Raw genomic sequence first — 20919 nt, 5'->3', positions numbered from 1 at the left:
ATCGCAGCGAAAACGGGGTGCGCTTGGTAGACTTAAAAGCAGCAAATTGCTTATTAGAAAATACGGCAAAAAGCTCGGTAAAAAATACGGCAAAAAGCTCAGTAGAAAGCACAGTAAAAGACAGTTGGTTAGCTACCTTAGCTAACCAACAAAGTAAGCATATTGTGCTAGGTTACGGCAGTTTACTAAGTCGAGATTCCAGGGAGCGTCACTCAGGTATTTATACTCAAGGTTTACCCGTGCGTGTTTCAGGTTTTAAACGCGCATGGGTTACTCGTAGTCTGCAAGAAAAACAAACCTATGTAGGCGCCGTTGCCGACAAAACATCTCAATTAAATGCACAGCTTATTCCCGCTGAGATAAACCCTTCATTGCGTGCGCGAGAAAAGAATTATCGATTTGTGGAAGTACCAGTTAGTGCAATTGAACATGTAAGTTCCTCCTTGTGTTATCAATCCTCTTTCACCCCTGCGCTTCGCGAGGCGTTAAGCCAACACCAACTTTGGTTGTGCGAAACCTTACTTTGTCATCATGCCAGTACCGACTTCCCAGTTTCACAATCTTATATCGATACCTGTCTTGTGGGCTGTTTAGAGCATGGTGGGGTAAGTGAAGCTAACGCTTTTATTGAGCATACTCATGGCTGGGAACACCCTAGAATTAACGACAGAGCAAACCCGATTTACCCAAGAGCTGCCGCTATTTCAAAGCAACATTTAGCGCAAATAGATACGCTGTTAAATAAGGCAAAGCAATCCACTCAAAGGCATACTCATTCATGTTGTTACTAACTGAAAGGTTGGCATTAAGCCCGCTAACACAAGCCGATAAACTGTGGATTGTGGAAATGCACCAAGACCCGCTATGGAAGCAGTTCATTGGTAATCGTGGTGTGGCAAGTGTTGAAGATGCTGCTGATTATATTGACCGGGTTAATGCGCAAATTAACGAGTGGGAATACGGCTTACTGGCAATAAGAAATAAGAAAACCAACGCGCCTTATGGTGTGTGTGGGCTGATTAATCGCTATGTTTTCAAGTGCCCTGATTTAGGTTTTGCGCTGCTACCGAATGCCCGTAGACAGGGGATAGCGTTAGAAGCCGCTAAAGCGGTTATTGATTGGGTAGAGATGGAAGAAGATATGCATTTCATTACCGCTTCTACCCACCCCAATAACACGCGCTCTCAACATCTGTTACACCAGCTAGGGTTTGAAAAACGTGGCCCTTACTTTATTGATAAGTCCACACCGGTTCAAACCCTGTTCTGGCGAAACAGTGATTACGCTAGCCGTTAGAACGGCGGAAGTACGGTAACCTTTTTAATGATAATAGGCTCAATGGGGACATTATTGGTGTTAAGCACTAACGAGTATTCAGTTTCTACTTCAGACATCGCATCAACAATATCTTCACCTTCTACAATCATGCCAAAAACCGCATAGCCCCAGTCTCGACCTGGGTTTAATGTTTCGTTGTCATTCACGTTGAAGAAAAACTGACGATTTGCGGTATGTGGATCATCTTGCCGAGCCATAGCGATGGTGTGCAAATCGTTGGTAAGCCCGTTGCCCGACTCGTTAAATATTTCTGGATAATTAGACTTACCCTCAAAATCGGTGGTATAGCCTCCGCCTTGCACCACAAACCCTGGCACAATGCGATGGAAAATAGTGTTTTCATAACTGCGCTTGTCTACATAACGCAAAAAGTTATTCACAGTAATCGGCGCACGTCGGCGGTCTAATTCAACCACAATATCGCCCATAGAGGTTTCAATTTTTACTCTAGGGTAATAGTTATCAGGCTGAATTTGTGAGCCATCGTCTTTTTTAGCCGCCAATGCATTAGGGCTAATTGCTGCAGACGTAAAAACGAGAGCTGAGAAAAGTAAGGCCGTTATAAGCGGTTTTAACATGTGCATTCCTTATCGTTTAGCGGTACCCAAAATAACAAATTTTTTGTCGCTTGCCAGCACGTCTGAACCACCAAACATGCGTTTAAGTTTAACGTGATGTTCAAGGTGTCTGTTTCCAACCACCACCAATTGCCCACCTTTTACCAAGGCGTGTTTTGAGTCGTTAAACATTTGCCAGGCAATATGGTCGGTAATGGCATTTTGTTGATGGAAAGGCGGGTTACACAATATCTTGGTTACCCAAGGTGATTGTTGCTTTTCTAGCAAGCTTTCAAGGCAGTTACTGGCAATAAACTCACATTGATCAATTTTGTCTGGGAAATTCTCAAGAACATTTAATCGTGCACTTTCCACAGCCATAAAAGACTCATCAATGAATATAACTTTGCAGTCGCCGGCCAAAGCTAAGGCGTTAACGCCTAACACGCCATTGCCGCAGCCTAAATCGACCACGGTTTCATTAGCGCTTACCGTCATGTGCTCAAGCATAAGACGGGCACCAATATCTAACGACTGGCGAGAAAATACATTTGCGTGGTTTTTTAATACGAAGGTTTGGCCTGTGGCGCCCTTGCATTCCCATGTTTCAGGGTAAGGCGAGGGAATAGGAGCAATACTTTCATCAAGAGTACTAAAAACCAATCGCGACTTCTTCTTTGCTAAGGAGGTTTTAGCTGGGCCAATGATTTTCTCGAATAAGGCAGATACCGACTTGGTCACAGCTTTTATTTTACCCGCCGCCACAATATGCGTACCAGGCGCTGCATATCGCTTAATATCGATAAGCTGTTGTTCAAGTAAAGCCAGCGTGCGCGGCACTTTCAGCATAATTACGCTTGGGGCACGCTCTGGCATGAAAGTAAGGCTTTCAACACTGGTTAAACTTGTCACGGGTGACGTTAGCGCGCCTTCCTCATTCATAACCGGTTTTAAATGGTTACGCCTGAGGTTTTCTTGTAATGATCGCACGCTAATATACGAATCTGAAATCCAAATAGGATTATACTGCGTAAACCAACAGCCAAGGGTACCAAAGTCGTCATTAAAAATGAGGATGGGGCCCAAGGTAGATGACGCATCAAGGTGTGCTTCAACATGCTCAATAAGCAGCTCATCGGCACTGTCCCACGCTTGTAGGCTTTTGTGCTGATGTTTTTCAGGGTAGCGTATTAAGGTAAACTGGCGCTCTGCCATTGAAAATTCTGTATTCATTATTTTCTTGTCTAAAGTTATCGGGGGGTTATGCAATTACCACTTTTTACTGACGCAAAAGCAGCGAAAAACTCACCCATTACGCTACCGTTGCCAGAAGCTGAGGTGCGCTATTATCCGCAATGGCTTAGCTCAGAGCAAGCGAATGACTATCAAGGTGTGTTTGAAAGCACATTGCCATGGCGACAAGATACTATCCGCATGTATGGAAAGCGCCTAGACGTGCCTAGATTACAGGCTTGGCATGGTGATCCTGAGTGTTTTTATAAATATTCAGGTATTAAGCTTGCACCGCAACCTTGGACTCAAGAGCTGGCAGCTATTCGGGATAAATGTATCGAGGTTTGTCATATTCCTTTTAACAGTGTGCTGGCAAACTGGTATCGACATGGTCAAGACAGTATGAGTATGCATGCTGATGATGAGCCAGAACTTGGGCCAAACCCGGTGGTGGCGTCGGTAACTTTTGGCGAATCTCGGCCTTTTGTGTTCAAACACAAAGAAACCGGCGCGCGTTATACCCAACTATTAGAGCACGGTAGTCTGTTGGTTATGGGTGAAACCACTCAATCGCATTATCTGCACGGTATTGCTAAGACGACTAAAGATATCGGTGGTAGAATTAACCTTACTTTCCGGCATTTAATTTCAACCAAGTAGTTTTCATATGAATGTTAAAGAATTTATTGAATCGACCATTACCAGCGCACTTTCACCTGTTTTATTAAAGGTAGAAGACGAGAGCTTTATGCACAATGTACCTGACGGTGCACAAAGTCATTTCAAAGTAACCGTGGTGACTGAGGCCTTTGAAGGCAAACGTTTAATTGCTCGTCATCGTGAAATTAATACGTTGGTCGATGAAGCCTTGAAAGGGCCTGTACATGCGCTAGCATTACACACTTATACCCCAACAGAGTGGGTAGCACGAGGTGGCGAAGCACTAACATCTCCAGCGTGTTTAGGTGGCAGCAAGTCTTAACGCGTATTTATTCGTTTCATTCCTTAATTAAGTATTCATTTTAATTTTCTATAGCCCCAATAGGAGCGCTACGTAACATGGAAGTAAAAAGTTCGGTCAATGCGTATTTGCAAATAGTAAAAACACCCACGGTGCAAGTGGTGTTATTAGGTGGTGGCTTTTTGCTGCTAATGCTATTTGCCACCATGGAAGTATTAGCGCCTTTCGACCAAGCCGTCATTGAAATGTTGGTGTGGGACAATATGCCGGGGGTGGTTCAACGCTTCTTTGAAAACTTCACCGCACTTGGCAGTAATGAAGTACTTATCTTTTTTTCACTTGCCGTTGCCGGTTGGTTGAAATTGACCGGGCATCCTAAAAAAGCATTTACGCTACTAATAGCGGTAGCAGCAGGTTTGGTCATTACCTTTGTCCTTAAAGCCGGTATAGACCGCCCTAGACCGCCGCTGTCTGGCCATCAAGTTACCGTATTGACGCAAAGCTTCCCTTCTGCTCATGCCATGATGTCTACCCTTGTTTACTTCTGTATTGCTAGGCTGTTTTGTTTTTCTATCACAAAAGTTAAGTTAAAAGTTTGGGTATATTCTCTGACTACACTATTGGTATTTATGATTGGCCTGAGTCGAGTGCAATTAGGCGTGCATTGGCCGACCGACGTAATAGCAGGATGGTTGGGAGGGGGGGCGATAGCCGCATTTAGTTTCTATGTGATCAAATGGCAAAGGAATCTGCGCATTCGTTCTGAGCATTCGAAATAACGCCTAGCTTTCTCTTGCTAGCTTTTCAATGTTGGCCTTTTCATTAATCTTATGAAATTAGTCTTATGAAATTAGTCTTATGAAATTAGCCTTATGAAATTAGTCTGCTCAAGTAAACGGCTTCAATGATGACGAACCCCAAAAGTAAAGGCAGTAACGAAAGCGCAGCTAGCACAGCCAACATGGCCAGTATAGAAAGCAAAGCCCGATCAGCGGTTAGCCGTGTGCTAACCGCTGATCTCTACCGCATGCAGTGTTTGACTGCGCTCAAAGCGCTAAACCTGCCCCAAGGGTATTTAGCGGCGGGATTTCTACGTAATGCCATATGGGATGAGCTCCATGGCTATAAGAAAGCTACGCCGTTAAACGATATCGATGTTATTTACTTCAACCCATCAGATACCTCAAAAGACACCGAGCTCAATATAGAAAAAGCGTTAACTTCGCAAGTGCCATCAGCCCACTGGCAAGTGAAGAATCAGGCGCGTATGCATCTGAACCATGGTCATAACGCTTATAGAGATTGCGAAGAAGCCATTAGTTATTGGGTGGAAAAAGAAACCTGTGTCGCCATCAGGCTTTGCCCAAAAGAGGGGAGTGATAAGTTTGATATGCTTGCGCCCTATGGGCTTTCAAGTAATTTTGCCGGTAGGATTTCAATAAACCCTCGCCACCCTAGAGATGACGTGTTTACCCAACGAGTGAAAACGAAAAATTGGCTGGTAACGTGGCCGCAACTTACTTTAGGTTCAGCGTTGGTTCGCTCTATTTGATATTTCAACAACAGTAGCAGCAATGTCGGTAAGCTTTTTATGTTCATTCATGGCTTGTTTTTGAAGCTTTCGATATGCATCATTTTCATTTAATTGAAATTGCTGCATAAGAATGAGTTTAGCTCTATCTACTAACTTGTGTTCGGTAATCGCGCGTTTCGCTTCTTCTAACTCACGACTCATATCTTCAATATACTGGGCTTGCCCTCGCAACAAATCGTAAAATGAGCGATGCGCAGACAGGGTTTGTGTCTGCTCACTAATATCTGCGTTGTTACCCGAGCCAGTTGTATCATGCTGTAGCAGCCCCAGATCACTGTCTTCCACCAAACCAGGCATGCTAGGGTCAAACAGCATAGTAAGGGGTGAACCATCTTGCGCATGTTCATCGGTAAAGCTTTCAATCAACCGTTGATGGTTTTTCATTTCATGATGCGCATTACTGACTTTAGTTTGCGCTTCTTTAGTTAAGCTGTCGGTGAGTTTATTTTCAATTTCTTGCATGGCATCAATACGCCGCGTGGCCACATCGAACCACACTTCACTAATTTCAGCTGCAATGGGGCTACCATCAGCAAGTTGTGCAATCATTTTACGTAATTGATTAATATCGTGTGCAGCAGGGCTGCCATCTAAAAGCTCGTAAGCGTCTTTATGACAAGAACGGGCGAATTCATTAAACACGGTAAAGTGATGCTGCTGGGCGTGTTGAAGGGCACTGAGTTTATCGCATAATCGCTTATCAAAGTGCGTCTCTGCAAAGCCAATAGCGCCCCATGCGCGTTCTTGCCCCGCATATTCTTTACCCTGCATAAAGTTGAAAAGTGCAACTAAAAGGCGGGTTATCACTGGGTCGCTCGCAATGTCAGCGGCTTCAAAAATAACAGTCAGTAGCCCAGCGACTAAGCGGCAATAGGCGCGAGTGGAATCTAGCGGGGACAAGGTTAAATTTTTCGCTTGTTCACGAAGTACTGGCAGGTAATCAATGCCTTGCAGCGCTAAGGTAATACTGCTTAACAAACGAGGGTTAGCGGTGTCATGGCTATCGGTTAAATACAGTGACTTGAGTTGACTGCGTAACATCGATTCTGCTTCACAGCTTGCTTCAATATGAGTGGCGCGCTGCCCTGCAAACCTATCACCTTTAGACGCTAAATAAATGTTGGTGGCACCACGTTCGCGCTGCAGAGCATGCACCATATTACGAACCGAAATAACAATACGGCAGTTGCTGGATAGCTGCTCAAGCACCGTAATCTCGGCGCGTTTGGCGGCGAGCAAGAAGCGCTTAGTGGCATCGCTATAATGCGTAGGGGACGTTATTTCATGGTCTGTTTGCATGATACGTTATGGATTTAGCGGACTAATTGAATAGTTTATAAAAGCAATGCCTATGCCTTAACGTACCTTTCTTGAATAGGTTTTCTTAAGTGTCTGTTTTTAATAGAATATTTGTTAAAGTGGAATTTAAGGGAGATGGGTTTTTGAGCCAACACCTGTAACCAGTACTACGTGTGATACGTTTTATGCTCGATAACGGTGCAAGTTAAGATAATCTTAGCCTTGCACCTCGCTTAATATTTGTTATTACGCGCTTACTAGGCTCTTACTACGCGCAGAAACCAGCCGACAAAAATAGAAATAAGCAGCCCGAAGAAAGACATCAACGCAGTAATCATCAGTAATTTACCGGAAAAGTCAGGATCTTCACCCGTCTCAGTCATTAGCATGCCGGATGCTTTGAAGATAAATAAAGCGGCAATAGAAAATAGCAAAATGACAGCGGTGGACATTAACGTAGATTTCCAAAAGGTTTTTGGAAATGCCCAATGAATAGCGCCAGCCACCAGCACGCATAAAATAGTGAGTAAATAAGGGACCACTTCCACTCCTTATCGGTTGGTCAAAATACACCTCGCCGCAAAAAGTGTCAGCGACGTAGTTTAAAAAATCAGTGAGAATACAATTGAGAGCGTCAATGACAATAAACGACGCATCATTTGCTAGATAAAAACTAAGCTTGCTACGATGCCATGGAAAGCCAGTCTTGTCAGCTTAAAATCCTCTGTACGATTAACATTCTATTAAAAGATTTTAAGCATTAATGGTGGTAGAATCGCACCAAAATTTGTGCAAGACAGTGATTTATAGCATCCACAGCTATACTGACAACGCACGACCCCTAAAACCTCTAAACTCCTGAGAAAACATGTTTGATTTAATTACTAATCGAGATAGTAATGTAAAAAATGACGTGCTTTCTGGTATTACCGTTGCACTAGCACTGGTACCAGAAGCGGTTGCTTTTGCATTTGTTGCTGGTGTTGAGCCCATGATTGGGTTGTATGCCGCATTTATGATGGGACTTATCACGTCAGCCATTGGCGGGCGTCCAGGAATGATTTCTGGTGCGACAGGTGCTATGGCCGTGGTCATGGTGGCACTAGTGGCACAGCATGGCGTTCAATATCTGTTTGCCGCCGTTATTCTAGCCGGCTTACTGCAAATACTCTGTGGGGTATTTAAGCTAGGGAAATTTATACGATTGGTGCCATACCCAGTAATGCTAGGGTTTGTAAATGGTCTAGCAATTGTTATTTTCCTTGCCCAATTAGGTCAATTCAAAGTCGTGAATGCCTTAGGTCAGTTGGAGTGGATGCAAGGGTCTATGTTGTATTGGATGCTTGGGCTCGTCGCGCTTACCATGGCGATTATTTACTTACTGCCTAAGCTTACTACCGCAGTGCCCGCCTCGTTAGTGGCTATTGTTACGGTAACTGCCATGGTACATGGGCTTGATTTAGAAGCGCGTACCGTTATCGATTTCGTGCGTGATTTACTGCCTGAAGCACAAAAAGCGAGCGCTACCCTAGCGGGTGAACTACCAACTTTTGCTATCCCGATGGTACCGTTTACTTGGGAAACGGTGATGATTGTTCTGCCTACTTCAATCATTTTATGTTTGGTTGGCTTGATTGAGTCACTCCTTACATTATCGCTTATTGATGAAATGACAGACACCCGCGGCCGTGGCAACAAAGAATGTGTTGGTCAGGGCGTTGCGAATACGGTCAATGGCTTCTTCGGCGGTATGGGTGGTTGCGCCATGATTGGTCAGAGTATGATTAACATTAACTCTGGTGGTCGTGGACGTTTATCTGGTATTACTGCAGCACTAGTACTTCTTGCTTTTATCCTTTTCGCAGCTCCATTAATTGAAATGATCCCACTAGCGGCATTAGTCGGTGTTATGTTTGTTGTGGTTATTGCTACCTTTGAATGGGCATCGTTCCGCATTATCCGTGGTGTAAATAAAGAAGATGCTTTTGTCCTATTCTTAGTTACCGCGGTTACGGTCATTGCCGACCTTGCGATTGCGGTTGTGGTGGGTGTTATCGTTTCTGCCTTGGTATTTGCGTGGAAGCACGCTCGCCATATTGAAGTTAAGAGTCATATCGATAGCGACGATTGGAAAGTGTATGACTTAGAAGGGCCTTTGTTCTTCGGTTCAGTTAGCCACTTCAAAGACTTGTTTGATATTGCCAATGATCCAGAGCATGTAGTTATCGACTTTAAAGAGTCTAGAATTTGGGACTCTTCAGGTATTGATGCGCTAGATACGTTGGCGGATAAATACGAACAGCAAGGCAAGAAACTGCATATTCGTCACATTAGTGATGAGTGTCGTAACTTACTGCGCAAAGCTGACAAGTTTGTAGAAATTAACGTGAATGAAGATCCACGTTATCGCGTTGCTACCGATAAACTTGCTTAACCGCTGTTGGTTATCGCCTTGGTGTTACTACTGAGGCGAATTACTAATACAAGAAAGTAAGATAGAGCGCTTAAGTGCACCAAATGAAATCGCAAATGCTTTTGTTTGGTGCAAATTAGGGTGGTTCGAAAAGCCTAGTTTTTGAATAAATCTATATAAAACAGGCTTGTAATGACATGGCACTAATATTGGATATACTTAATTGTGTGAAATACTGTGTGTGTATGTTTAGAGCAACCTAGCTCATAAAAATTTGATAGCTACGATCACTCGTAGCGCTTGATAGGCAACGAAGCCCGCAACAACGAAAGTTGATGCGGGCTTTTTTTTGTCCCGAATAAAGGGGAGAGACCATGACATCTTTGGCATCTAAAACGCGAATTCTGGTTGTTGGTAACGGAATGGTAGGGCACCATTTTGTTGAACAGCTTCATCAAAGCAGCGATAACGTTGATATCACCGTACTGTGTGGTGAGTCGAGACTGGCCTACGATAGAGTACATTTGTCCTCTTACTTTAGTGGTGCTAGCGCAGATGATTTAGCGCTGACAACCGCTGATGTATATCGTGAGTGGGGCGTTAATGTGGTAACCAACGCCATAGTGACTGACTTGCTGCGCGACGAAAAAAAGGCGTTAACAGAAGATGGCCAGGTGTTTCCCTATGATAAGTTGGTACTTGCCACGGGGTCTTACCCGTTTGTTCCGCCTATTCCAGGAAACGATCAAGAACACTGCTTAGTGTATCGCACTATTGATGACCTGATTGCGATTGAAAACTCTGCCCGCGAGAGCAAAGTAGGTGTGGTAGTGGGGGGCGGTTTATTGGGGCTTGAAGCGGCAAACGCATTAAAAGAAGCCGGGCTTGAAACCCATGTGGTGGAATTTGCGCCACAGCTTATGGCAGTGCAGTTAGACGAAACCGGCGGTGACGTACTTCGCAGTAAAATTGAATCCTTAGGGGTAACCGTACATACCCAGAAAGCGACACAGGTTATTGAAGCCGGTGAGCAATCACGTTATCGCATGGTATTTGCCGACGGTACTTTTCTTGAAACGGATATGGTGCTGTTTTCAGCAGGTATTCGCCCATCAGATCAACTCGCCAGAAAATCCATGCTAGCCCTAGGGGAGCGTGGCGGTATTGTCGTTGATGACAACTGCTTAACCTCAGATCCTGACATTTTCGCCGTGGGCGAATGTGCGCTGTGGCAAAACCGCATATTTGGTTTGGTTGCGCCTGGTTACACCATGGCTCGCGCTGCAGTAAGTGCGCTAACAGGTGGTGATACTGTATTCACCGGCGCCGACATGAGTACCAAGCTCAAGTTGATGGGCGTGGAAGTGGGCTCTATAGGCGATGCGCACGAGCGTACCACTGGCGCACAAAGCTACACCTACTTTAATCAGCCCGAAGGCGTGTACAAAAAGTTGGTAGTAGATGAAAGCCAACAAAAAGTGTTAGGTGCCGTGTTAGTGGGTGATACCAGCGATTACGATACCTTGTTGCAATATGCCTTAAACGGTATTGATTTACCGGAAAATCCTGAAACGCTTATTTTGCCTAGTGCTGGTGCTGCGCCAGCGTTAGGTGCAGATGCACTGCCAGATACCGCAACAATATGTTCATGTCATAACGTGGCCAAAAGCGACATTGTCTCGGCTATCGACGAAGGCTGTTGCAGCCTTGGCGATGTTAAAAGTTGCACGAAAGCCAGTACCGGCTGTGGCGGGTGTACCGCATTGTTGAAAAACGTGGTTGATAGCGAGCTTGAAAAACGGGGTGTTGAAGTCTCGAAAGCCATTTGTGAGCATTTCAATCATACCCGCCAAGAACTATTTCACATTGTAAAAGTGAACGGCATTACCTCTTTTGACGAGTTGCTCGAAAAGCATGGTACGGGTCTTGGCTGTGAAATATGTAAGCCAGCAGCAGGCTCTATTTTAGCCTCTGTGTACAACGATTACGTACTTAAACAAGAGCATTTACCTCTGCAAGATACCAATGATATTTACCTTGGTAACATGCAAAAAGACGGCACTTATTCTGTAGTTCCTCGTGTGGCGGGGGGAGAAATTACCCCAGAGAAGCTTATTCTGTTAGGCGAAGTTGCCAAGAAATATAGCTTGTATACCAAAATCACCGGCGGTCAACGTATTGACTTATTTGGCGCGCGGGTCGATCAACTTCCTGATATTTGGGAGGCCCTTGTTAAAGGCGGCTTCGAAACTGGGCATGCATACGCTAAAGCCCTTCGTACCGTAAAATCTTGTGTAGGTAGCACGTGGTGTCGCTACGGCGTGCAAGATTCGGTGAAAACCGCAATCGATTTAGAGAACCGATATAAAGGCCTACGGGCACCGCACAAAATTAAATTCGGCGTTTCCGGCTGTACCCGGGAATGTGCAGAGGCACAAAGTAAAGACATTGGTGTTATTGCTACCGAAAATGGCTGGAACTTATATGTGTGCGGAAACGGCGGTATGAAACCTCGTCATGCCGATTTATTCGCTACCGATTTAGATACAGAAACGCTGGTTAAATACATCGACCGCGTATTGATGTTCTATGTACGCACCGCCGATAGGCTTCAACGTACATCAGTGTGGATGGACAACTTAGAAGGCGGTTTAGCTTATCTTCAAGATGTTGTTATGAATGATTCGCTAAACATTAACGCTGACTTAGAAGCCCAAATGGAAACCGTGGTTGGTGCTTATCAATGTGAGTGGAAAACTACCCTTGAAAGCGAAGCATCCCGCAAACGTTTCCGTCAATTCGTTAACACAGATGGCACAGATACAAACATTCAATTTGTATCTGAACGAGGCCAAGTTAGACCTGCCACTGAAATGGAAAAGTCTAAAGGTGCCGACAACCTCATTGCGGTTGACGTAATTTAAAAAGGAACAAACTGATGACAGCAAATACAGAAGTGGCGCCCCTTTGGCATGATGTGTGTGGCATTGACGACGTGGTAACAAACAGCGGTGTTTGTGCACTTATCGAAGGTCAGCAGGTGGCGTTGTTTAGTGTAATAAAAGGTGGCGAGCAGTTTCTTTACGCCATTAGCAACTGGGATCCCATCGGCAAAGCAAACGTGCTATATCGTGGCCTTATAGGCTCTATAGCGGATGATATTGTGGTGGCATCGCCTCTTTATAAAGAGCATTACGTGTTGGCCACAGGTAAGTGTATTGAACGTGATGACGTAAGCGTAGTGGCGTACGACGTGAAAGTGGAAGGTGAGCGAATACTCGTTGCTGTTTAACCCATTTTTATCCGTTGTCTTTGTTTACTAAGAGAGTTTTTCCATGAATATGGCTACACCAAAAACCACTATGCTGGAACCACTACTACGGCAAAAGCAAACCACCTGCCCTTATTGTGGTGTGGGTTGTGGTGTAGATATCAGTTGCAACGTTAGCGGGCGCACTACCTCCCTGGACAAGGTTACTGGTACGCCCGAGCATCCGGCCAATTATGGTCGTCTGTGTGTAAAAGGCACAAACCTGCTTGAAACAAACGATCTTAGCGGCCGTTTGCTTCACCCAACCATGGCAGGTGCAAAGGTAGATTGGGACACGGCTACCCGCGCGGTGGCTGATAAAATCACCCAGACTATTGCTGAACATGGGCCGGATGCCGTTGCGTTTTATGTATCAGGGCAATTACTTACTGAAGATTATTATGTTGCGAATAAGCTCATGAAAGGGTTTATTGGCAGCGCAAATATAGACACAAACTCACGGCTTTGCATGTCATCTGCTGTTGCAGGTTACAAACGTGCGTTTGGCGAAGACGTGGTGCCTTGTGATTACACCGATTTAGAGTGTACTTCGCTGTTGGTGCTTACAGGCAGTAACACCGCGTGGGCACACCCTGTGCTATTCCAGCGTATTCAACGGGCTAAGCTGCGCAATCCAGCTATGAAAGTGGTGGTGATAGACCCTCGGGAAACCGAAACATGTACTATCGCCGATTTACACTTGCCTCTTAAAGGGGGCAGCGACGTTGCACTTTTTAATGGGTTACTTCAATTTGCTCACAACAATGGGGCAATCAATGAACCTGCTATTAGCGAGTTCACCCAAGGATTAAGTGACGCCATTACAAGTGCTAACACGCTTGATGCAAAAGACGTGGCGAGTGTGTGTGGTTTGAATGAAGCAGATTTGGCCACTTTCTATCAATGGTTTATTAGCGCAGAAAGTGCAGTTACTTTCTACTCCATGGGGGTTAACCAATCCTCTGCTGGGGTAGATAAGGCCAACGCCATTATTAATTGCCACTTGGCGCTAGATTTCATTAGCAAGCCAGGTTGTGGACCCTTTTCAATAACAGGCCAGCCCAATGCCATGGGTGGCAGAGAAGTGGGGGGGTTAGCCAACATGTTGGCGGCGCATTGTGATATTGAAAACCCTGAACACCGTGAAAATGTAAAAGCGTTTTGGCAGTCTCCTGCTATGCCAGAGCAAGGCGGCTTAAAAGCGGTAGACCTGTTCTCTGCTATGGATGCGGGGCAAATAAAGTTTGTATGGATAATGGGTACAAACCCCGTAGTCAGTATGCCTTATCGTGAGCAAGTTGAATCGGCGCTCAAAAAGTGCGACATGGTAGTGGTATCTGACATTGTACAGAGTAACGATACCCTTGCCTTTGCCGATATTGCACTACCGGCAACGGGGTGGTCTGAAAAAGACGGAACCGTGACGAATTCAGAGCGCCGAATTTCACGTCAGCGAGGGATTATGCCGCCTGCAGGTGAAGCCAAACACGATTGGCAAATTATGTGTGATGTCGCACGGAAAATGGGATTTAATGACGCATTTTCTTATTCACATCCCAGTGAAATATTTGATGAACATGCCCGCTTAACATCATATAAAAATGACGGAGCACGACTACTCAATCTTGCTCCCTTAGTGGGGAAGTCGCAGGCTCAGTATGATGCAATGGCGCCAGTGCAATGGCCATTAATGACCAACAGCGATAAAACCCTTTTACCTGTTCGCCCCTTTTATAACAAAGTGTTTTCTACCCCGACGGGCAAAGCAAACTTTGTTGCTGTGACATTTACAGCACCTGTTCAAGTGACCTCGAATGAATTTCCATTTGTGCTCAATAGCGGGCGAATGCGTGACCAATGGCACACCATGACTCGAACAGGCAAGGCGCCGGTACTTCATGCCCACACTGCCCTCGCTAATGTTTATATTCATCCCGAAGATGCAAAAACATTGCTTGTAGCACAAAACGACTATGTTGCTCTTAGCAGTGAAGTGAGCGGCGAAACACCCTGTATCTTCCCTGTGCAAATCGATAAACGTCAGCGTCGAGGCGATGTATTCGTTCCTATTCATTGGTCTGGAGAGTGGGGCTCGCACAGTAAATTGGCAAAGCTTTTTGCGCCGGCAACCGATCCTATTTCAGGACAGCCAGAATTAAAACATGGTGCGGTATCCATTGCCCCCCACAGCTTTTTAAGCTACGGAAAGCTTTATATTAGTGACGACGTACAATCGGCAAATAGCAAATTGGATATCGTCAATGTGCTCAGCGAGGTAGTGGAAAGTAATGGCGGCTACTGGGCTAAACAATTAATCGAAAATGGGCTGGGAGTATCTATTGCCAGCCAACTTAGATCGCACGCGTTAATGACGGGTTTGCTAGAAAAATTACCTAAAACGTGGGTGTGCTATCAACACAAAACCACCGATAGCCAAGTGCTTATCTGTACTTATGAAGATTCGTTTTGTTTCATGGCATTTTTCGGTGCGCAAAGCCCGAGTACAAAGCCAAAGTATGATGTGCCAAATTCTTGGATAGACAGTGCATTAACGCAAAGCTTCAGGCCTGACAAACTGGCTAGTTTTTTACGCTGCGAAGTGGATGAAGCGTTTTTAAACGGCCCTGTGGTTTGCAGCTGCTTTTCCGTAAGGGAAAAAACCATTAACAAAGCGATTGCAGCTGGGTGCTCATCAGTGTCTGAATTGGGCGATACGTTAAAGTGCGGCACAAATTGCGGTTCGTGCAAACCTGCTCTAGCAACATTAATTAACGAACATGTTACCCCGGTAGAAGGCGTCGCGCGTGAAAGTTAACACCAAGCGCGTGTCTGCCAAAACGCTATACAGAGTGCATCCTTGTATAAATGTAACTAATACAAGAGCGATTAACACAAAAGCTACAGCCACGAGCCTTGCTCTGGAGACATTATCATGAACACTTTAGTTAACACATTTGGGCTGTTGTTTCGCGAAGCATTATCGTTACCTGTTCGTCACTCGACGTCAAATTTTTTAAGTGGATGGTTGGGCAACGGGAAAAACGCGCCACGCAGCAAGAAAGAAGGAAAAGTGTACATTGTTGGGGCGGGTCCCGGCGATGTTGAATTACTCACCCTTAAAGCGCTTAGATTAATCAAGCAAGCCGATATTGTCTTGTTTGATGCGTTAGTAGGCAAAGATGTCATTGCAGAAATTCCCCGTCATGTGAAACGTGAATATGTGGGTAAACGCTGTGGTCAGCACAGTATGAAACAGCAAGATATTAGCGAAATGGTGGTTGAGCTGGCTAAAGCTGGTCATTGCGTAGTGCGACTTAAAGGGGGCGACCCTGCGTTGTTTGCCAGAACGTGCGAAGAAACCATGGCGCTAACAGAAGCGAAGATTCCTTTTGCTATTGTACCTGGTATTACGGCAGCTTCTGGCATGTCTGCCTACACAGGTATCCCCCTGACTGATAGACGTTGTGCACAGGCGGTAAGCTTTATTACTGCACACTTTCAAAACCCTGAAACATGGCCAGAGATGACCCAATTGGCAAAAAACGTAGCCTCTCAAACGGTAGTGGTTTATATGGGGTTAAGTCGCTTGTCTATACTGTGCGACGCGTTAGGAAAGCAGGGCATAGCCGATGATTGGCCTGTAGCCGCAGTAGAAAATGCAACAAGTCCACAACAGCGAGTTATAGAGGGCACTTTAAGCACCATTGGTGGTCTAGTATCTGAAGCGAATGTGAGTGGTCCTACGTTACTTATTTTTGGAAAGGTGATAGAGTCACGACAACTCGTCAATACATCACTTTTACATAATAAGCAGCATGTCTCAGCAATTTAGCAACTATATAAAAATCATTGGCAAGGGCCAAAAAGGTGGGCGTAGTCTTACCCGCCAAGAAGCTTACGAGTCTATGAAGATGGTTTTGTCTAACCAAGTTACCGGCGATCAACGTGGTGCTTTCTTAATGCTATTACGCACGAGAGAAGAAACCCCAGAAGAAGTTATTGGGTTTATAGATGCATGCCGTGAATTACTAGAGCCTGAACTTGCTGAATTAACACCTACATTAGATGTGGGCTGCTATGCCGGTAAGCGCCGCCAGTTACCTTGGTATCTGCTATCGTGCGCGGTGCTGGCTAAAAACAACTATACCGTTATGCTACATGGCGCTCATGAGCCAGGCTCTGGTCGGTTATATGCTAGTAAAGCGTTACCGGCTTTGGGGCTTGTAGAAGTAAATAGCATTGCCGATGCATCTCGCCAAATGCGTGAATTTGGTGCTACCTATCTCGACTTATCGCATTTATTACCAGCGCTTAATACCATCATTAAATTACGTGAAGTGTTTGGCCTGCGCTCATGCGCAAACACCTTGGCGCGTTTACTAAACCCAACGTCGGCTCCTTTTTGTGTACAGGGTGTTTATCACATGCACCTTGACCATAAGCATTGCCGCGTGAATGAAAGTTTTCCCGCGTTCGAAGCGCTGTGCTTTCGAGGTGATGGGGGAGACCCCGAAGTAAACAGTGAGCGAAAAACCGAGCTCTATGTCACGCGCAATGGAAGTACAGAAGAAATCATTCTTCCTGAGTTAACAGCAAAGATGGCTCTTAAAGATACCCAAATGAACGTAAACGATATGCTGGCGGTTTGGCGAGGCGAGGCTTCGCATCTTTACGGTGAACAAGCCATTCACGCTACGCTGGTGAGCTACCTTATTTTACTTGAAGGGTGTGACGTAGAAAAAGCGAATACGCTTGCCACACAAATGTGGGCAAAACGAGATAAAACTACACTTCCATTTGCCCAGCATTAGGCCATTTGTGTCTAATGCTGTTGCCTATTAATCAATTCATTTTCAAATTTCTCCAATAATTAAGTAACTTGTAAATCCTCTGCTATCTTTAGATCAGCCAACTAAAGCAATAACGACTTTGTATCCTCGCTCGCTCTCATAAACGTTATGAGAAGTTTGTGTGAGCGAGATGCTATACCCGAATGTCGAGGAGCACGGGATGTTTTTTAAGAATAAGCAATTGTTAGAAGAAGTAGAACGTTTACGCAAAGATGTTGAATCATTTCACACGGTAGAAAGCGAACTCAGGGCAGAAATGCTTTATGTTGAATTAGACAGAAACGGCAGAATCAATAGAGTTAACGACAGCTTTTCAGATGCAATAGATTTTTCATCCAATACACTTGATGGAAAAACCATGGATAGTCTCATTCCTCAGGGAGTCATGAGCCAAGCCGCCACGAAAGAGTTTCTTTCTGCTATTAAGCAAGCGCAGCATTGGCATGGTGCGATTAATCTTGCTAATGCGAATGGCGAAGACCGTTGGTTTAGAGGAATATTGCAACCCATCCTTAATGAGAGCGGCGTGGTCGACCGACTCGCCTTGTATATGGCTGAACAAACGAGAAATATTAATCGAAGCCGTGAGATGAAAGACATGCTTGAGGCTTTGCATCGCTCCACTGCGGTAATTGAGTTTGACCTCACAGGTATTATTCTTAAAGCCAACGATAACTTCTTATCTTCTATGGGCTATTCATCAGAGCAAATAGTGGGTAAACACCACAAGATATTTTGCCCCGCAGATGAAGTCGACACGCCAGAATACCGACAATTTTGGAGCGATCTTTCGCAAGGCAAAATGTTTTCAGACCGCTTTAAGCGAGTAGATAGTCGCGGTAATGAAGTGTGGCTAGAGGCATCTTACAACCCAATACGAAACGACAAGGGCATACTGTACAAAGTCGTTAAGTTTGCCACCGTCATAACCGAACAAATGCAGAGAGAGTTTGCTATTTCTGAGGCCGCTAATGTTGCTTTTAATATTTCACAAGGTACGGGAGAGCAAGCCCAGAAAGGTAAAGAGGTTGTGGGTAGTATGGTGCGAATTATGGGTGAGCTTACTTCGCAGATGGGAACGGCGAGCGAGGGTATTCGAGAGCTTGACGAACAGTCGCAAAAAGTGGCCGACTTAGTTAAAAGCATCAGTGGTATTGCCGACCAAACTAACTTATTGGCGCTGAATGCGGCAATTGAAGCCGCCAGAGCGGGGGATCAAGGAAGAGGTTTTGCCGTTGTTGCTGATGAAGTGCGCCAACTTGCATCCAGAACCAGTACAGCCACTGAAGAAATTGTCAGTGTGGTAAATGAAAACAGAAAGCTCACAGAAAATGCGGTGCAACTCATTGAGGCTGGCCAGGAAAAAGCGAGAGAAGCGCTTGAATACTCGACCGAGTCGGGCAAAGTCATGAACGAAATTCAAAATGGATCTTCAGAAGTAGTGAACGCCATTGGTCAATTCACCCAACGGTTGTAAGCCAGAAACTAAAAATAAAGCACTGAGGGAGAACGTGGTGTCTCCCTCGTGTTTTTATTCTTCGTCCCCGCTTTGCAACAAACACCCCTGAGCTGTTCAACAAACACCCCTGAGCTGTGCATCGAACTCTTCTAGTGCAATAAACGCACTGTTATTGTTCAGGTAAAAGAATGATTACCATTTCTATTTTTTGTAAATCCTATAATTTCAGTAGGTTAGGGTTTTGGCACGAACTCTGCTATGTCAAAGGCAGTTACACTGTTAAGCGATACTAAAATAAAAAAGTACATTAAGTACTGGTAGCTACAATTAACACCCAAACAATAAGTTCGCCTGTATTTCATTAACTAATGATTACAGGCTCGGCATCGAAGCCCACCAAGCGCGACGTTTATTCGTCTACGCTGGTGGGTTTTTTTTTGGCTAAAGGAAACATAAATGACCAAGTTTAAAAACGTTTCAATGCTCAAACAAATAAAGAAAAAAATGACAGCTGGAATAACCGCGGCGATAGCCCTTTCCTTTACCTTAGGCGCACCACTTGCTAGCGCACAAAGCGATGTAAAAGTGGGTTGGCCAGAAAAAGAAGAATTAAAATTTGGTTTCATTAAGCTGACCGATATGGCGCCGTTGGCCATCGCTTACGAAAAAGGCTTTTTTGAAGATGAAGGCTTGTATGTAACCTTAGAAGCCCAAGCAAACTGGAAAGTATTACTAGATAGAACCATCGACGGTCAACTTGATGGCGCTCACATGCTGGCAGGGCAACCTCTTGGCGCAACCATTGGTTTTGGTACTGAAGCACACGTTGTGACGGCGTTCAGTATGGATTTAAATGGAAATGGCATCACGGTTTCAAACGAAATATGGGAAAAAATGAAAGCCCATATTCCGGTAGAAGATGGCAAACCGGTGCACCCTATTAAAGCTGACTATTTAAAGCCTGTAGTTGAAGAATACCGTGATGCGGGTAAGCCGTTTAACATGGGTATGGTTTTTCCTGTATCTACACACAACTACGAGCTTAGATACTGGCTTGCTGCTGGTGGTATTCATCCAGGCTACTATGCACCGCACAAAGGTGATAATGCTGGGCAGATAGATGCCGAAGCTTTGCTATCAGTTACCCCTCCTCCTCAAATGCCCGCCACCATGGAAGCCGGCACTATCTATGGATATTGCGTAGGCGAACCTTGGAACCAGCAGGCGGTATTTAAAGGCATTGGTGTTCCGGTTATTACCGATTACGAAATTTGGAAAAACAACCCAGAGAAAGTGTTTGGTGTGAGCCAAGCATGGGCAGAGAAGTACCCGAATACTCACATTCGTGTGGTTAAAGCGTTAATTCGAGCTGCCATGTGGTTAGATGAAAATGACAATGCTAATCGCCCAGAAGCAGTAAAAATCTTAGCCAAAAGCAACTATGTTGGCGCCGATGAAGATGTGTTGGCTAACAGCATGACAGGCACCTTCGAATACGAAAAAGGCGATAAGCGTGAAGTACCAGACTTCAACGTATTCTTCCGCTACAACGCCACTTACCCATTTTACAGTGATGCGATTTGGTATTTAACGCAAATGCGCCGCTGGGGACAAATTTCAGAGCCTAAATCAGACGATTGGTATAAAGAGACTGCACGTAAAGTGTATAAGCCTGAGGTTTACGCCATGGCTGCAAAAGCACTCATTGCTGAAGGAAAAGCAAAAGCGACGGACTTCCCAGCGTTTGCCACTGAAACTGGCTTTAAACCACCTCAATCTGAATTTATCGACGGCGTTACCTACGACGGTAGCAAGCCAAATGCTTATCTCGAGCAGTTTGGTATTGGGCTAAAGGGTGAAACTGTTCTTTAACAGTTTCACAGTCATACACACATAGCGGAGAA

General features: G+C 45.0%; 18 protein-coding genes. 14 read left to right on the top strand and 4 right to left on the bottom strand.

Going from position 1 to position 20919, the window contains the following annotated elements; genetic code table 11:
* Positions 1-17 precede the first annotated feature (17 nt).
* Together R1T43_RS17620 and R1T43_RS17615 are read left to right on the top strand one after the other, a co-directional pair.
* Positions 18-791: a gamma-glutamylcyclotransferase family protein gene (locus R1T43_RS17620; protein ID WP_317350645.1), complete on the top strand. Its 774-nt coding sequence runs from the start codon at positions 18-20 to the stop codon at positions 789-791.
* A complete protein-coding gene (locus R1T43_RS17615; protein ID WP_317350644.1) occupies positions 779-1297 on the top strand; it encodes a GNAT family N-acetyltransferase in 519 nt (172 codons plus the stop codon). The genes R1T43_RS17620 and R1T43_RS17615 overlap by 13 nt, the downstream gene beginning before the upstream one ends.
* On the opposite strand, the gene R1T43_RS17610 is transcribed toward R1T43_RS17615, so the two are convergent.
* Positions 1294-1917, bottom strand: a complete 624-nt coding sequence (locus tag R1T43_RS17610) for a peptidylprolyl isomerase (protein ID WP_211069934.1) — start codon at positions 1915-1917, stop codon at positions 1294-1296. The two genes, R1T43_RS17615 and R1T43_RS17610, sit on opposite strands and share 4 nt — an antisense overlap.
* 9 nt (positions 1918-1926) lie before the next feature.
* Positions 1927-3129 carry a methyltransferase gene (locus R1T43_RS17605; protein ID WP_317350642.1) on the bottom strand — a complete coding sequence of 401 codons (1203 nt, stop codon included), beginning with the start codon at positions 3127-3129 and terminating at the stop codon, positions 1927-1929.
* Positions 3130-3159: 30 nt separating this feature from the next.
* On the opposite strand from R1T43_RS17605, the gene R1T43_RS17600 reads away from it, so the two are divergent.
* The 4 genes from R1T43_RS17600 to R1T43_RS17585 all read left to right on the top strand — a co-directional run bounded on the left by R1T43_RS17600 (position 3160) and on the right by R1T43_RS17585 (position 5642).
* The gene (locus R1T43_RS17600) at positions 3160-3789 is read left to right on the top strand and encodes an alpha-ketoglutarate-dependent dioxygenase AlkB family protein (RefSeq protein WP_317350640.1); all 630 of its coding nucleotides are present in this window, start codon (positions 3160-3162) and stop codon (positions 3787-3789) included.
* A 7-nt stretch (positions 3790-3796) separates the two neighbouring features.
* The gene (locus R1T43_RS17595) at positions 3797-4111 is read left to right on the top strand and encodes a BolA family protein (RefSeq protein WP_211069931.1); all 315 of its coding nucleotides are present in this window, start codon (positions 3797-3799) and stop codon (positions 4109-4111) included.
* Between the two features lie 77 nt (positions 4112-4188).
* Positions 4189-4869 carry a phosphatase PAP2 family protein gene (locus R1T43_RS17590; RefSeq protein WP_317350637.1) on the top strand — a complete coding sequence of 227 codons (681 nt, stop codon included), beginning with the start codon at positions 4189-4191 and terminating at the stop codon, positions 4867-4869.
* A 125-nt stretch (positions 4870-4994) separates the two neighbouring features.
* Positions 4995-5642: a nucleotidyltransferase family protein gene (locus R1T43_RS17585; RefSeq protein ID WP_317350635.1), complete on the top strand. Its 648-nt coding sequence runs from the start codon at positions 4995-4997 to the stop codon at positions 5640-5642.
* Here the strand turns inward: R1T43_RS17585 and R1T43_RS17580 are convergent.
* Both R1T43_RS17580 and R1T43_RS17575 read right to left on the bottom strand, forming a co-directional pair.
* Positions 5619-6983, bottom strand: a complete 1365-nt coding sequence (locus tag R1T43_RS17580) for a nitrate- and nitrite sensing domain-containing protein (RefSeq protein WP_317350632.1) — start codon at positions 6981-6983, stop codon at positions 5619-5621. The two genes, R1T43_RS17585 and R1T43_RS17580, sit on opposite strands and share 24 nt — an antisense overlap.
* A gap of 257 nt (positions 6984-7240) precedes the next feature.
* Positions 7241-7525 carry a hypothetical protein gene (locus R1T43_RS17575; protein WP_057793943.1) on the bottom strand — a complete coding sequence of 95 codons (285 nt, stop codon included), beginning with the start codon at positions 7523-7525 and terminating at the stop codon, positions 7241-7243.
* Positions 7526-7851: 326 nt separating this feature from the next.
* Between R1T43_RS17575 and R1T43_RS17570 the strand changes: the two genes are divergently transcribed.
* From R1T43_RS17570 to R1T43_RS17535, 8 genes are all read left to right on the top strand, one after another.
* Positions 7852-9417 carry a SulP family inorganic anion transporter gene (locus R1T43_RS17570; RefSeq protein ID WP_211069928.1) on the top strand — a complete coding sequence of 522 codons (1566 nt, stop codon included), beginning with the start codon at positions 7852-7854 and terminating at the stop codon, positions 9415-9417.
* 353 nt (positions 9418-9770) lie between these two features.
* Positions 9771-12320 carry a nitrite reductase large subunit NirB gene (nirB, locus tag R1T43_RS17565; protein ID WP_317350628.1) on the top strand — a complete coding sequence of 850 codons (2550 nt, stop codon included), beginning with the start codon at positions 9771-9773 and terminating at the stop codon, positions 12318-12320.
* A gap of 14 nt (positions 12321-12334) precedes the next feature.
* The gene (gene nirD / locus R1T43_RS17560; protein ID WP_317350626.1) at positions 12335-12688 is read left to right on the top strand and encodes a nitrite reductase small subunit NirD; all 354 of its coding nucleotides are present in this window, start codon (positions 12335-12337) and stop codon (positions 12686-12688) included.
* Between the two features lie 43 nt (positions 12689-12731).
* Entirely contained in the window at positions 12732-15521 is a 2790-nt protein-coding gene (locus R1T43_RS17555) for a nitrate reductase (protein WP_317350624.1), read from the top strand.
* A 117-nt stretch (positions 15522-15638) separates the two neighbouring features.
* Positions 15639-16538 (top strand): uroporphyrinogen-III C-methyltransferase, encoded by a 900-nt coding sequence (gene cobA / locus R1T43_RS17550; RefSeq protein ID WP_317350622.1) that lies wholly within the window; start codon positions 15639-15641, stop codon positions 16536-16538.
* Complete coding sequence (locus R1T43_RS17545; RefSeq protein ID WP_317350620.1) at positions 16522-17517, top strand: glycosyl transferase family protein; 996 nt, start codon at positions 16522-16524, stop codon at positions 17515-17517. Before cobA ends, R1T43_RS17545 begins: the two co-directional genes overlap by 17 nt.
* Positions 17518-17716: 199 nt before the next feature.
* On the top strand, positions 17717-19033 hold the full coding sequence (locus R1T43_RS17540; RefSeq protein ID WP_317350618.1) for a methyl-accepting chemotaxis protein: 1317 nt from the start codon (positions 17717-17719) through the stop codon (positions 19031-19033).
* Positions 19034-19471: 438 nt separating this feature from the next.
* Positions 19472-20887 carry a CmpA/NrtA family ABC transporter substrate-binding protein gene (locus R1T43_RS17535; protein WP_211069922.1) on the top strand — a complete coding sequence of 472 codons (1416 nt, stop codon included), beginning with the start codon at positions 19472-19474 and terminating at the stop codon, positions 20885-20887.
* Positions 20888-20919: the final 32 nt, after the last annotated feature.

This window comes from Alteromonas sp. CI.11.F.A3 (genome assembly GCF_032925565.1).
GTDB lineage: Bacteria > Pseudomonadota > Gammaproteobacteria > Enterobacterales > Alteromonadaceae > Alteromonas.
The sequence above is the reverse complement of the archived record's forward strand: the minus strand, read 5'-3'. Positions and strand labels throughout refer to the sequence as shown.

Excerpts from the sequence above, each read along its gene's own strand:
- R1T43_RS17590 (WP_317350637.1), top strand. The coding sequence starts at position 4,189 with ATGGAAGTAAAAAGTTCGGTCAATGCGTATTTGCAAATAGTAAAAACA.
- nirB (WP_317350628.1), top strand. The coding sequence starts at position 9,771 with ATGACATCTTTGGCATCTAAAACGCGAATTCTGGTTGTTGGTAACGGA.
- R1T43_RS17545 (WP_317350620.1), top strand. The coding sequence starts at position 16,522 with ATGTCTCAGCAATTTAGCAACTATATAAAAATCATTGGCAAGGGCCAA.
- R1T43_RS17615 (WP_317350644.1), top strand. The coding sequence starts at position 779 with ATGTTGTTACTAACTGAAAGGTTGGCATTAAGCCCGCTAACACAAGCC.
- R1T43_RS17555 (WP_317350624.1), top strand. The coding sequence starts at position 12,732 with ATGAATATGGCTACACCAAAAACCACTATGCTGGAACCACTACTACGG.
- R1T43_RS17595 (WP_211069931.1), top strand. The coding sequence starts at position 3,797 with ATGAATGTTAAAGAATTTATTGAATCGACCATTACCAGCGCACTTTCA.
- R1T43_RS17605 (WP_317350642.1), bottom strand. The coding sequence starts at position 3,129 with ATGAATACAGAATTTTCAATGGCAGAGCGCCAGTTTACCTTAATACGC.
- R1T43_RS17535 (WP_211069922.1), top strand. The coding sequence starts at position 19,472 with ATGACCAAGTTTAAAAACGTTTCAATGCTCAAACAAATAAAGAAAAAA.
- R1T43_RS17540 (WP_317350618.1), top strand. The coding sequence starts at position 17,717 with ATGTTTTTTAAGAATAAGCAATTGTTAGAAGAAGTAGAACGTTTACGC.
- R1T43_RS17610 (WP_211069934.1), bottom strand. The coding sequence starts at position 1,917 with ATGTTAAAACCGCTTATAACGGCCTTACTTTTCTCAGCTCTCGTTTTT.
- R1T43_RS17580 (WP_317350632.1), bottom strand. The coding sequence starts at position 6,983 with ATGCAAACAGACCATGAAATAACGTCCCCTACGCATTATAGCGATGCC.
- cobA (WP_317350622.1), top strand. The coding sequence starts at position 15,639 with ATGAACACTTTAGTTAACACATTTGGGCTGTTGTTTCGCGAAGCATTA.
- nirD (WP_317350626.1), top strand. The coding sequence starts at position 12,335 with ATGACAGCAAATACAGAAGTGGCGCCCCTTTGGCATGATGTGTGTGGC.
- R1T43_RS17585 (WP_317350635.1), top strand. The coding sequence starts at position 4,995 with ATGATGACGAACCCCAAAAGTAAAGGCAGTAACGAAAGCGCAGCTAGC.
- R1T43_RS17570 (WP_211069928.1), top strand. The coding sequence starts at position 7,852 with ATGTTTGATTTAATTACTAATCGAGATAGTAATGTAAAAAATGACGTG.
- R1T43_RS17600 (WP_317350640.1), top strand. The coding sequence starts at position 3,160 with ATGCAATTACCACTTTTTACTGACGCAAAAGCAGCGAAAAACTCACCC.